12 protein-coding genes are annotated in these 13,674 nt (G+C 29.9%); 10 read left to right on the top strand and 2 right to left on the bottom strand.

All coding sequences use genetic code 11. The features are described 5' to 3' along the window. The first annotated feature begins 46 nt into the window (after positions 1 to 46). From pyrR to SJY27_RS17405, 6 genes are read left to right on the top strand one after another with little or no spacing between them, the layout of a single operon-like run. Positions 47 to 586: a bifunctional pyr operon transcriptional regulator/uracil phosphoribosyltransferase PyrR gene (gene pyrR, locus SJY27_RS17430; protein ID WP_397446146.1), complete on the top strand. Its 540-nt coding sequence runs from the start codon at positions 47 to 49 to the stop codon at positions 584 to 586. A 1-nt stretch (position 587) separates the two neighbouring features. Then, entirely contained in the window at positions 588 to 1,517 is a 930-nt protein-coding gene (locus SJY27_RS17425) for an aspartate carbamoyltransferase catalytic subunit (RefSeq protein WP_397446145.1), read from the top strand. Positions 1,518 to 1,539: 22 nt separating this feature from the next. Continuing rightward, positions 1,540 to 1,872, top strand: a complete 333-nt coding sequence (locus tag SJY27_RS17420) for a hypothetical protein (protein ID WP_397446144.1) — start codon at positions 1,540 to 1,542, stop codon at positions 1,870 to 1,872. 13 nt (positions 1,873 to 1,885) lie between these two features. Continuing rightward, a complete protein-coding gene (locus SJY27_RS17415; RefSeq protein ID WP_397446143.1) occupies positions 1,886 to 2,206 on the top strand; it encodes a T9SS type A sorting domain-containing protein in 321 nt (106 codons plus the stop codon). After that, positions 2,203 to 3,147: a ribonuclease Z gene (locus tag SJY27_RS17410; protein WP_397446142.1), complete on the top strand. Its 945-nt coding sequence runs from the start codon at positions 2,203 to 2,205 to the stop codon at positions 3,145 to 3,147. Before SJY27_RS17415 ends, SJY27_RS17410 begins: the two co-directional genes overlap by 4 nt. Further along, entirely contained in the window at positions 3,116 to 3,886 is a 771-nt protein-coding gene (locus SJY27_RS17405) for a response regulator transcription factor (protein WP_397446141.1), read from the top strand. The genes SJY27_RS17410 and SJY27_RS17405 overlap by 32 nt, the downstream gene beginning before the upstream one ends. Before the next feature lie 305 nt (positions 3,887 to 4,191). Here SJY27_RS17405 and SJY27_RS17400 read toward each other — a convergent pair whose 3' ends face one another. After that, the gene (locus SJY27_RS17400) at positions 4,192 to 4,554 is read right to left on the bottom strand and encodes a CoA-binding protein (protein ID WP_397446140.1); all 363 of its coding nucleotides are present in this window, start codon (positions 4,552 to 4,554) and stop codon (positions 4,192 to 4,194) included. Positions 4,555 to 4,951: 397 nt separating this feature from the next. Here SJY27_RS17400 and SJY27_RS17395 point away from each other — a divergent pair, with 397 nt between their 5' ends. Further along, a complete protein-coding gene (locus SJY27_RS17395; protein ID WP_397446139.1) occupies positions 4,952 to 6,763 on the top strand; it encodes a hypothetical protein in 1,812 nt (603 codons plus the stop codon). Positions 6,764 to 6,834: 71 nt separating this feature from the next. Here SJY27_RS17395 and SJY27_RS17390 read toward each other — a convergent pair whose 3' ends face one another. Beyond that, on the bottom strand, positions 6,835 to 7,842 hold the full coding sequence (locus SJY27_RS17390; RefSeq protein WP_397446138.1) for a 3-oxoacyl-ACP synthase III family protein: 1,008 nt from the start codon (positions 7,840 to 7,842) through the stop codon (positions 6,835 to 6,837). A 109-nt stretch (positions 7,843 to 7,951) separates the two neighbouring features. Between SJY27_RS17390 and SJY27_RS17385 the strand changes: the two genes are divergently transcribed. The 3 genes from SJY27_RS17385 (at position 7,952) to SJY27_RS17375 (ending at position 13,665) form a co-directional block, all read left to right on the top strand. Then, positions 7,952 to 9,346 (top strand): Gfo/Idh/MocA family protein, encoded by a 1,395-nt coding sequence (locus tag SJY27_RS17385; RefSeq protein WP_397446137.1) that lies wholly within the window; start codon positions 7,952 to 7,954, stop codon positions 9,344 to 9,346. 267 nt (positions 9,347 to 9,613) lie between these two features. Beyond that, positions 9,614 to 11,524 (top strand): molecular chaperone HtpG, encoded by a 1,911-nt coding sequence (htpG, locus tag SJY27_RS17380; RefSeq protein WP_397446136.1) that lies wholly within the window; start codon positions 9,614 to 9,616, stop codon positions 11,522 to 11,524. A 245-nt stretch (positions 11,525 to 11,769) separates the two neighbouring features. After that, positions 11,770 to 13,665 (top strand): hypothetical protein, encoded by a 1,896-nt coding sequence (locus SJY27_RS17375; RefSeq protein ID WP_397446135.1) that lies wholly within the window; start codon positions 11,770 to 11,772, stop codon positions 13,663 to 13,665. Positions 13,666 to 13,674 lie beyond the last annotated feature (9 nt).

The following is a 13,674-nucleotide window of genomic DNA, read 5'->3' as shown; positions in this document are numbered from 1 at the left end:
AATTTTGATTTTCAATAACTATCAACTAAAATTTGATAGGTTTCTTATGAGCAAAAAAACCTTACTTAACTCAAAAGATATTGAAATTATTCTTCACAGATTGGCATGCCAACTGATTGAAAACCACAATGATTTCTCCAATACTGTTTTAATTGGTCTGCAACCAAGAGGGGCTTATTTAGCCAATAGATTGGCAGATTTGTTAAAAACAGATTACCATATAAAAGACTTGCAATTAGGTTTGTTAGACATTACGTTTTATAGAGATGATTTTAGACGTAGAGAAGAACCTTTAGCAGCTACTTCTACAAACATTAATTTTTTAGTAGAAGACAAAAAAGTGGTTATTATTGATGATGTTTTATTTTCTGGAAGAAGTGTTAGAGCAGCTTTAACTGCAATTCAATCTTTTGGAAGACCTAAAAATATTGAGCTATTGGTTTTAATTGATAGACGTTTTAGCAGGCATTTACCCATTCAACCTAACTATAGAGGTAGGCAAGTTGATGCCATTAATGAAGAAAAAGTTTTGGTTTCTTGGAAAGAAACAGATCATAAAGATGCAGTGTATATAGAGCAGAGATAAGATGGATAAACTAAGTGTAGATCATTTATTGGGTATAAAATATCTAAATGCAAACGATATCGATTTGATATTTAAAACTGCAGATCATTTTAAAGAAGTAATTAATAGACCCATAAAAAAAGTACCTTCATTAAGAGACATTACTATTGCCAATCTATTTTTTGAAAACAGTACTAGAACAAAACTTTCTTTCGAGTTAGCCGAAAAACGACTTTCTGCAGATGTTATAAATTTTTCTGCAGGACAATCTTCTGTAAAAAAAGGAGAAACACTAATAGATACCGTAAACAATATTTTAGCCATGAAAGTAGATATTGTGGTGATGCGTCATGGAAATGTTGGTGCTGGTGTTTTTTTATCTAAACACGTTGATGCTAAAATAATAAATGCTGGCGATGGTACGCATGAACACCCAACACAAGCTTTATTAGATTCTTACTCTATAAGAGAAAAATTAGGGAGTGTAAAAGGTAAAAAGATAGTTATTATTGGTGATATATTACACTCCAGGGTTGCGTTATCTAATATTTTTGCACTACAATTACAAGGTGCAGAAGTTAAAGTTTGTGGGCCAACAACACTAATTCCTAAGTATATTTCTAGTTTAGGGGTAACCGTAGAAACTAACCTTAAAAAAGCTTTGGAGTGGTGTGATGTTGCTAATGTGTTGCGTGTTCAGCATGAAAGAATGGACATTAAATATTTTCCATCAACTAGAGAGTACACACAACTTTTTGGCATCAATAAAGAAATATTAAACCAACTTGGCAAGAAAGTTGTAATTATGCATCCAGGACCAATTAATAGAGGTGTAGAAATTACTAGTGATGTTGCAGATTCAAAACAATCTATCATTTTAAATCAAGTAGAAAATGGTGTGGCAGTAAGAATGGCTGTAATATATTTACTTGCACAACAGATTAAAAGGTAAAGTTGGAATAAAATTTATGGAGATGCACATTGAGAAAAAAGAAAAATATACATTAATTTCTTCGGATGAAAATTCCTTTTCAGACTTTTATACAGGCTTTTTAAATACTTTACCTCAGTTAGAGAAAGAACACATCGTAATTAAAATTTCTGATAAGATTAACGTTAAAAAAGAAGAATTTTTCTTATTTTTAACAACGGCTGTCAATAAAAAAGAAAATGACAGGTCTTTTGTAATCATTAATAGTATGATAAACGCAGACGATTTTCCTGAAAACTTAACTATTGTACCTACTTTAATTGAAGCAGAAGACATCTTAGAAATGGAAGCTATGGAAAGAGAATTAGGATTTTAACCCCCCAAAAAGAATGAAGAAAAAACTACTTTTTACACTACTTTTTTTATCAACAATAGGCTGTTTTTCGCAACAAAAAACTATTGCAGAACTATCTGCAGTGCCAAATCCTTTTACAAGCTCTACCAAAATAACATTTAATGCAGACTCTAAAAGCTCTGTTGTTTTTACAGTGAAAAATGTTTTAGGAAAAACAGTACATACCCAAAAAATAGAAGCCGTAAAAGGAAAAAATTCGATTCCGTTTTATAAAGGAAATTTATCTACAGGTATTTATATTTATACTTTACAAGACAAAAAACATTTTACATCTAAACGTTTTGTAATTCAATGAGTTTAAACCTCACTATTTTAGGTTGCCATTCTGCAACTCCAAGAGCTAACGCTTTTCCAACTGCCCAGTATTTAGAAATAAATAACAGGCATTTCTTAATAGATTGTGGAGAAGGTACTCAGCGACAAATGCGTAAGTATAAGGTTGGTTTTACCAAAATAAACCATATTTTTATTTCGCATTTACATGGCGATCATTTTTATGGCTTAATAGGTTTATTAGCTACATTTGGTATTTTAAGTAGAGAAAAAGAGTTACATATTTATGGGCCAAAAGGCATAAAAGACGTTACACTTTTGCAGTTAAAAGTTTCTCAATCGCATGCAAAATATCCTATTATTTTTCACGAATTAACTTCTAAAAAAAGTGAGTTAATTTTTGAAGATGATAAAGTGGTTGTAAAAACTATTCCTTTAAATCATCGTGTTTATACTAATGGCTATTTATTTACAGAAAAAGATAAACCTAAAAAACTTCATATAGAAAATATTAATCAATACGAAGAAATAGATAAAGCAGACTATAATAATATTAAAGCAGGTAGAGACATTACGCTATCTACAGGAGAAATTATTCCGAATTCTGAATTAACATTACCCCCAAAAAAACCACTGAGCTTTGCATTTTGTAGTGATACTGTATATAAACCAGATATCATTTCAATTATTAAAAATGTAGATTTGCTGTACCATGAGGCTACTTTTTTAGCTGATAGAGCCGATTTAGCAAAAAAAACGAAACATGCAACATCAAAACAGGCTGCGCAAATTGCTAAAGACGCAGCTGTTAAACAGCTTGTAATTGGGCATTATTCAGGACGATATAAAGACGTTTCTCTCTTTCAAAAAGAAGCTCGAGAGATTTTTATAAATACAGAATTGGCTGAACCAGGTAAAAAATTTACAATTCATGCAAACCAAGAAGATAAATGCTTTATATAATCAAATTTTTGAAACATACCCTAAAGTAGAAATTGAGGAGCATATCAAAAAATTAATTGAACTGGATTTTTTCTATCCATACAACTCTACATTTTACTGCATCACAAATACGGTTCATCAAAATTTTGAATATATAAGTAAAAATTTTAACGCGTGTACTGGTTTGTCTAGAGAAAAAATGATGCAAGAGGGTATGGATTATTTTTGGTCTCTTTTTCATCCTGAAGACATTAAACTTTGGATTAAAAGTTTAAATAATTTAATGACGTTTACGATGACTGAGTTAGATGACGAACAGCGTAAAAGAATGAGTTATACCTGGAATTATCGTATAAAAAACGCTCAAAACGAATATGTAAACATTATTCAAAACACTACTCCTTTACAATTTGATGATGCTAAAAAACCAATTATTGGCATGGCGCATTACACAGTTTTAAACGGAAATATAGCCATGGATATCTGTGCAAGTGCAAAATATTTAAATAACAACAATGAGTACGAAACATTATTTTATCAAAATGTTTCTAATGAAAAATTATTAGGACTTATTAGTAATAGAGAACGAGATATTATTAGATTAATTATTACAAAAAATACTAGCGAAGCTATTGCTAAAAAACTAAATATTAGTATACATACCGTAAATACGCATAGAAGAAATATTTTAAAGAAAATAAATATCAATTCTACTTACGAATTGATTAGTTATTTTAAAAGCAACCCTAAATTATTATAACTAATTCTTCTACAATTTATCTGCTATATCATGTATAATTAGTTTATAGTAAACTGTTTATAAAAAGTAATATTCTTTAAACCTTTTCAAAATTTAAAACGATTTGAATGCTAAGAAAACATTATTATATTAAGATTACTCATTATGAGTATTGTTTCTTTTCAAACAACTATCTACCTTTGTATAAAGTTCTTAATAAAAGATAGATTGGTTTTCTCTATGTAAACAGAAATGATTTATTTAGAAAGCAAAATATTAGAAAAAGAAGAAGCATTAATCTCCCCAAAACCAATCTATCTTGTTTTTTAGTATTGATTCGTAGATAACAATACTAAAGTACATGCAATTTCTGATTCAATATTATTCTCTTTCAACAATTTCAAAAACTTCATATTTTCTGTACCAGGATTAAAGATGACTCTTCTGGGTTTTAAACTAACAATATAATTGTAATATTCTTCTTGCCTTTTAGGATTAAGGTATAAAGTAACCGTATCAATATTTTTATAGGGTTGTTTTTCATCATCAATAATTACCTCTAACACCTTTCCTTTTCTTAGTCCCAAAGCAAATGTTGGTACTTTTTTGCCAATTAATCTTTTAATTGCAATATTTGAATATCTATTAGGGTTTGTTGATGCACCAATTACTAATGTGTTTTTATTCATGATATAAATGTTATTTTAAAAAGCATTACTAACTATAACAAAGATAAACTTTTAATAAGACCATAAAAACGCCAATATCATAAGCTCTGATTTCATCAAATAGATTTATAAAATTAAATCATCAAAAATTATAAAATTATATACAAATATTTTCTTATTGAGCTTTATTAAAAATATATTAGCTTTCACAATTCTTCTAAAACACAAAATTTATCAAATTAAATTGTAATTATTTTTAAATTACACCACAATCTTTTACTAAGATAAAGAGTATTCGTTAACCTTATTTTTTACCTACTTACATTTTAAAATATTAAATAAAAAAACTACTTTAGCATAGATTAAATTCATAAAAACAGAATCTAATTAGATTCTTAAATTACTGAAATAGAACACTATGAAAAAGATTTTAACTTTATTAGCTTTAGCTATTTTGGTTTTAGGCTGTGGTAAAGACAACAATGAGCCTGAAAAAAAGGGAGACTTAAATGTTACAGTTGTACTAAATAACTTTCAATTTATCGAAAATGCAGAAGTTTACACAGATCCCATATCCAATCAAGGCAAAACAGATCAATTTGGGAGTGTTTTATTAAAAGATTTGAATGCAGGAAGTTACGAGGTTTTTGCAAGTTATGAAAATATAGGGACAGGCAAATCTGTAGTAAATATTAAAGCTGATGAGCTCTCTGAAATCGTAGTTAACATAATTCCAGGTATTGATGTTGGTATTGCTCCTAATATTGAAATCATATTACCTTCAATACCCGCAGAATTTTCAGAAGGTGAAAATATAAACTTTAGTGCAGTGGTACAAGACAGTGATACATCTAATGAAGCTATTCAAGTAACTTGGGCAAGTGATTTAGATGGCGAATTAAATTCTAACTCACCAGACGCTTCTGGTAACACTTCATTTACAACTAACGCACTATCCAGAGGTATTCACAACATTACCCTAACTGCAAAAGATGAAGATGGTTATACCTCTAGCAGAACTATAGAAGTTAGCACCTTAGCACCAAACTCAATTACACTTTTAAGTGCTGTTAAAAACCAAGGTAAAATAGATTTAGAATGGGAAAAGTATAGCAATTCTGATTTTTTAAAATATGAAGTTTATAGAACAAATGCCGATTGTAATCTAGAAAACTCACAATTGCTAACTACAATTACAAACTCTGAAACTACAAGTTTTATAGATGAGCTTGCCCCTTTTGAATTTAAAGTTTGTTATTACGTTAAAATTATTAATTCAGAAAACAACTCGAGAAATAGCAATACAATTGGGGTAGATTTACCAAGTGGTTACATATTTGATTTTATACCTTATGATATGGTAAAACATCCAACAGAAAATTTTATTTATCTGTTAGATCAACCAGGAAAAAGACTTTTGAAATTTGATTATGTAGATTTAAAATTAGTTAAAGAAATAAACTTACAAGGAACCATAGGTTTTATAGATGCAGGAGATAATGGTTTTGGTGCCGAAATTTATGCCCCAAGTGATGATGGTTGGGTTTATGTTTACGATGCTAATGATTTAAGCTTAAAAACATCCATTAGCACAGGGCTTGCAAACGCAAGTGTAGTTGTTAATGGCATGGGGCATGTAATTGTTTCTATGGCACCTTCTCCTTGGTGGGAAAGACCAGTGAGAACCTTTTTAAGAAGTAACGGTTTGTACATTGATGGAAATGGCGATTTTGAAAGAGATCGATTAAAAATGATACCTGGTAAAAACGAAATGATCTCTATTTCTACTTCTGTAAGTCCTGTAGATATGGAATACTTTAAACTTTCAAGTTCTGGTACTATAGATATTCATAAAGATGATAGTTATCATGGAGACCACCCACTAGACCCAAGAATCTTTAGAATTTCTAATGATGGTAGGTATGTGGTAACATCTAGCCAAGGTGCTGTGTATTTAGCCAATGATTCAATGGAGTACAAAGGACAAATTCAAAGAGGTTCTTTGATTTTTTCAGATTTTGCTTTTAGTAATGATGGAACAATAATTTATGCAGCAACTAGCAATAGGAAATCGATTCAAATTGGTAGTTATCCTTCATTACTTAGAAATAATGAAATTTTAACAAAAGGATTTCCTCATTTTATATTAAGAGATGGTAATCAAATTATTTCGCTTAGCAAACAATTTCAAAATTCTAATAATGCTGGTATAGAAATAATACAACTTTAAAAACTACCAAAAACACATTAAAAAAGGCTTTGTAAAAAATACAAAGCCTTTTTTACTTTTTAGCTTTATTTTTACCAACGAATCACAACAGAACCCCAAGTAAAGCCACTACCAAAAGCAGCTAAAACAACCAAATCATTATCTTTAATTTTACCTTGTTCCCAAGCTTCTGTTAACGCTATAATTACAGAAGCTGCAGTTGTATTTCCATATTTCATAATGTTGTTATACACATTATCATCTGGTAATCGAAACTTCTTTTGGATAAATTGTGCGATACGTAAATTTGCCTGATGTGGTATTAACATATCTATATCTGTACTTTTTAAATTATTGGCTTTTAACCCTTCTACAATGGCTTCAGAAAAACGAACAACTGCATGTTTAAATACAAATTGCCCATTCATATATGGAAAATATGATTGATCTTCTGGATCATTTTCTGCCAAAATTTCTGGCACCCATCTTCCAGTACTTGGGCCATCTAACATTAATTCTCTAGCATGTTTTCCTTCGGAATGTAAATGAGAAGATAAAATTCCTTTTCCTTTTTCTTCACATCTAGACAATACTGCTGCTCCTGCCCCATCTCCAAAAATTACAGTAACTCCTCTACCTCTAGTAGATTTTTCTAAACCTCCAGAATGATTTTCTGCACCAATCACTAAAATGTTTTTATACATTCCTGTTTTTATAAATTGGTCTGCTACAGACATTGAATATATAAAACCAGAACATTGGTTACGTACATCTAAAGCACCAATGGTAGGCATATCTAACAGATCTTGTACACGAACACCACCTCCAGGAAAATACATATCAGGACTTAATGTTGCAAAAACTATAAAATCGATATCATCTTTGGTTAAACCTGCTCTTTCAATGGCAATTTTTGCAGCCTTTGCTCCCATTGATGATGTATTATCACCAGTTTTTGGGTCAATCCATCTGCGTTCTTTAATACCAGTTCTTTCTTGAATCCATTCATCAGAGGTATCCATAAACTGTTTTAAATCGTTATTTGTAACAATGTTGTCTGGAACGTAATACCCTAAACCAGTAATTTTTGAATTATACATATATTTTTGTTCTAAAAATTAGTTATTTGCTATTTGTAACTAACAAAAATAGTGATAAATTAACACCTTTACAAAAACTGTTAACAATAAAACAATCAAACTTTTACTTATGAATAGAAAAGACTTTTTATCCTTATCCTCAAAAGCGGCACTTTTTTTAGGACTTACTACTACTACAATTTCTTGTAAAGAAGAATCCGCAGAAAAAACAAATTTACTCTTACATAAATCTGCAAAAGGAACTGCTTTTGGTTTAACTGCACCAAAAATTGATAATGTTAGAGTAGGCATTTTAGGCGCTGGTAACAGAGGGCAAACTTTAATACAAATGTTTGATTGGTTGGTAAAAAACAATAACGCTACAATCGTAGCTGTTTCTGATTTAAAAAAAGAAAAAACCGATAAATTAAATGCGCATCTTAAAAAAACACACCATACAACTGCAGATGCGTATTATGGAAATTATGATGAATGGAAAAAAGTTGCAGATAGAGATGATATTGATTTGTTAATTATTGCCACTCCTTGGGAAATGCATACACCAATGGCTTTGTATGGAATGGAAAAAGGAAAACATGTGGCTTCTGAAGTGCCTATTGGATATACTCTAGAAGATTGTTGGAAATTAGTTGAAACTGCAGAACGTACTCAAAAGCATTGTATGATGATGGAAAATTGTTGTTTTAACAATGAAGAATTGTGGGTACTGAATATGATCAACCAAGGTGTTTTTGGTGATTTAACTCATGCAGAAGGTGCTTATATTCACGATTTAAGAAAACACTTGTTAGATGAAACTTATTATGAAAATCAATGGCGAATTAAACATCACCTAAAAAAGGATGGTAATTTTTATACTACTCATGGTTTAGGACCAATTAGCCAATATATGGATATTGGAAGAGGAGATACTTTTGATCATGTTGTTTCTATGAGTTCTCGCGAAAAAAGTTTAAGTGATGCCGCAAAAAGAGCCAATTTACCTCAATTTGAAAATGTAAAATGTGGTGATATGAATACCACAATGATTAAAACCAAATTAGGCAAAACCATTATGTTGCAGTTTGATGTACATTCAGGCAGACCTTATGACAGATTAAATACAGTTATAGGCACAAAAGCGGTTCATGAAGGTTACCCATCAAAATTATATATTAATGAAGAAAAATTGGCTTGGTGGGGCCACAAATGGTTAGATGATAAAAAATATACTGAATACAGAGAAAAATACAACCACCCTCTTTGGGCGAAACTAAAATCTCAAATTTCGGATAATTCTGTTGGTCATGGAGGAATGGATTTTGTTATGATTTACAGATTAATACGTTGTTTAAATCAAGGTTTACCTTTAGACATTAATGTGTATGACAGTGTATTATGGAGCGCAGTTACTCCGCTTTCAGAACTATCTGTTGCGCAAAATAGTACTTCAATAAAAGTTCCTGATTTTACTGGAGGAACTTGGAAAAACAAAAACCCAACTGAAATGTTGAGAGATATTTAATTAAAATTTTTAATTACGAATTGTGATTTAATTGCCCACTCTTAAAAATCCTAATTTTTAGATTCGTATCTCGTTATTGATTTTCTGTCATCTTGTCATAATTACAAACTTGGTATTTTTTTTGACTACTTATTGTTCAGAATTAAAAACGTTCTGTCATTCTGAGCGAAACAAAGTGGAGTCTATTAATCTTTTTATTTATCATATGATTTCTACACGAGATCGAAATGACAAAACAAGAAATAAAACTAAAATAAATATACAATTATGAGCAAAGGAAACATTAATGTATCAGTAGAAAATATTTTTCCGCTGATTAAAAAATTCTTGTATTCTGATCACGAAATCTTTTTACGTGAATTAATTTCAAACGGAACTGATGCAACTACAAAACTAAAACACTTAATTTCTATTGGTGAGGCTAAAACTGAATTGGGTGATGCTAAAATTGAAATCAGCATTGATAAAGATGCAAAAACCTTAACGATTAAAGATCAAGGTTTAGGAATGACTGCTGATGAAGTTGAAAAGTACATCAACCAAATTGCATTTTCTGGAGCTGAAGAGTTTTTAGACAAATATAAAGATGATAAAAACGAAACTGGTGTAATTGGTCACTTTGGTTTAGGTTTTTATTCTGCTTTTATGGTAGCTGATAAAGTAGAAATCATTACAAAATCTTTTAAAGACGAGCCTGCTGCACATTGGACTTGTGATGGTTCTCCTGAATATACTTTAGTTGAGCATGACAAATCTGACAGAGGTTCAGAAATTATTTTACATATTGCTGAGGATTCTACAGAATTTTTAGAAGAAGGTAAAATTCGTGGTTTATTAACCAAATACAATCGTTTTAACCAAGTGCCAATTAAATTTGGAACGAAGAAAATTAACGATCCTGAGCACGAACCTGCAACCATTACAGACAAAGATGGTAAGGAAACTAAAGAGCCTCATAGACAAATTGAAGTTGATGATATCATCAACAATACAAATCCTGCTTGGACTAAGAAACCAGCTGATTTAGAAAAAGAAGATTATAGTAATTTCTACAGAGAATTGTATCCAATGCAGTTTGAGGAGTCATTATTTCACATTCATTTAAATGTTGATTATCCTTTTAATTTAACAGGAATTTTATTTTTCCCTAAGTTGTCTCAAAACTTAGATATGCAAAAGGATAAAATTCAATTGTATCAAAATCAAGTTTTTGTAACGGATAATGTTGAAGGTATTGTACCCGACTTTTTACAGATGTTAAAAGGGGTTATTGATTCTCCAGACATCCCGTTAAACGTTTCTCGTTCTTATTTACAAGCTGATGGCGCTGTAAAAAAGATTTCTGGGTACATCACTAAAAAAGTAGCAGATAAATTGTCATCATTATTCAAAAAAGATCGTGAAGATTTTGAGAAAAAATGGAATGATATCAAAGTGATTATCGAATACGGAATGTTGTCTGAAGATAAATTCTTTGACAAAGCTAAAAAGTTTGCTTTATATCCAACAGTGGCTGATACGTTTTTCACTTTTGATGAATTGATTGAAAAAACTAAAGATACTCAAACTGATAAAGATGGTAACCACGTAATTTTATATGCTGCTAATAAAGATGCTCAACACAGTTACATTCAAGATGCAACTGCAAAAGGTTATGAGGTATTGATTTTAGATTCGCCAATTATTTCGCATTTAATGCAGAAATTAGAAACTTCTGGCGAAGGAAAAATTAAATTCTCTAGAGTTGATGCAGACCATATTGATAATTTAATTAAGAAAGACGACAACGTAATTTCTAAATTATCTGATGAAGAAAAAGAAAAGTTAAAGCCAGTTATTGAAGGTGCTGTAAACAATTCTGCATACACAGTTCAGTTAGAAGCTATGGATTCTGCTTCTTCTCCATTTATTATTACTGTACCAGAATTTATGCGTAGAATGAAAGAAATGCAAGCTTCTGGTGGTGGTGGAATGATGGGAATGGGTAATATGCCAGATATGTACAACTTGGTTGTAAATATCAATAGCCCTTTAGTTTCAGAGATTTTAGCTGCTGATGAAGACAAACAAAAAGGCTTAATTTCTCAAGCTTTTGATTTGGCAAAATTATCTCAAAACCTATTGCATGGTGAAGAGTTAACGGACTTTATTAAACGCTCTTATGAACTAATTAAATAATCGTCATTACGAGGAAGAATGACGAAGTAATCTTTTCCTCATAAAGAGATTGCTTCAATCGTACCTCATTCGCAATGACTGAAAAACTAAAACCTCTTTGTCAAAACAGAGAGGTTTTTTTGTTGTATATAAAACTTTGTTCATAGTAATTATTTATATTCGCTAATTATTTTACTTTTAATATAAAAACTTCTGCAAAAAAACAGCTTAACTATAGAAAATAAAAAAAATCTTTGCTCTTTGCTATGAAAACAAAAAAAATAATTCCCTACATAAGTACTTTTATTTTACTTGTAATTGTTGGTTGTTCTTATAATTTTTCTGACGATTATTTTATTGATATAGAAAGGCCTAATACTGATGGTAATTCAATTATTATAGATGATTTTGAGAATAATGACACCATAAATATCAATAGAACCCTAAACTACAGTATTAGTTTAAATGAAAACCAGCATCAACTTTCATCAAAAGTATTTCTTAATGATGAGCTTATTACATCTAATACAAATGCTGATAATCTATCATTTAATTTAACACCTTCAAGATACGAAGATGGAGAACATTCAATTAAAATAGAGTTTAGTTTTACATCTGGCTCAGGCAGTATAAGAGATCAATCTCAATTAGAAAATCTTACAAAAAACGAAACTTTTAAATTTGTAGTAAAAAGGAAACCTTCTAGTCCACCTTCAGTAAACAATGTTAGTATAGAAAATGGTAGTATTAGTATAAAATGGAATAAACCTAACAATCGTGACTATGAAGAAGCTTTTTTACACTTAAAGTTTAAATATTCCGAAAAACGTATTCCTTTATCAGATGCAGCTTTAAGTCTAAGTGAATATGTAGATACTTCAACGATTCTTTTAACGGGTCCAGAAAATTCATGGAGGCAAGACATTGCTTCTTATGTTGATTATTCTATACTATATAAAAGTAAATATGAAGAATTACAAGGTGCTGCAAAAAGAATTACGTTTAATCCAGATTGGATAAATCTAAAGATATCTTACGTAAATTCTGAAAGCTATAAAATTAAATGGGAAGCATATCCACTTTATAATAATGTTAAAGAACTTACAATAGGTTCTCACAATACCCGATTTAATGGTTTAACCACTGGAGGCGAAAAAATTATTAACGAACCATACATTTTAGGTAATAAATATACAGCATCAATAAGTTTTGATGATTTTAGTGTATACTTTCTTACAGGTGAAATTCCTTTAGATGAAAGTTCCTTTAATTTTTTTGATGTTGATCTACATCAGATAAAAGAAATGATTTACAACCCTTTCAATCAAAAATATTATGCCTTGGTTTTTAGAAACAATACGCATTATATTTATGAGTATTCTGAAGAAATGGAATTACTAAGACAAAATTTCATAACAAATGATGATCCATATACTGACTTTATAGCCCTACAAATATTTAATTTAAACCCTTTAAATGGCAATCTTTATTTAGAAACTAGAAATGGATCTTTTGAAATAGACAAAAATAGTTTAAATATTATAGCGCAATATATAAATACAGATACAGAAAACTCATACCTAACTATTTTAAGAAACGATATTCTATACAAGTATAATACTGCAACTTATAAATTATATCTTGAAGTTAAAAATATTAAAACAAACAACATAATTTTTTCTGGTAAACTAAATGCTAGGTTAGGCACATTTGCTGCTTATGGTGGTACTTTATCTAATGACGGAAAATACTTGAACATACCAGATTATGTTGCATCTAAATCTACTATTTACGAAATTTCAAACGACAATCTTATAAAAATCCTAGATTTTAATGGAACGCCTACTGTAAAATTTTACGACAATAAAGTACTCTATCAACTAAATAAAGAAGTTTATTTAGTTAATTTAGATTCTAAATTAAGCGAATCTTTTACAAGTGCTTTTGAAAGAGGAAAGGTTAGTTATGATTCTGAATCCAATAAAATATTATTAACAGAAGATGATGGAATAGCTGAAATTTTTGATTTACAGCTTCAGAATTCGAAAACATTTAACTATGAAGTCCGTAAAGATGAGCGATCCTATCAAGAATATCACTATCTTTTTTTACAGAATAACAGACTTTTATATACCAAAGGATTATTTTTTGATAATTACTAAAAAAAGACT

Origin of the sequence: Polaribacter sp. R77954 (assembly GCF_044595335.1) — a bacterium.
In the GTDB taxonomy this organism is placed as follows: domain Bacteria; phylum Bacteroidota; class Bacteroidia; order Flavobacteriales; family Flavobacteriaceae; genus Polaribacter.
This window is presented reverse-complemented; position numbering and strand designations above follow the sequence as displayed.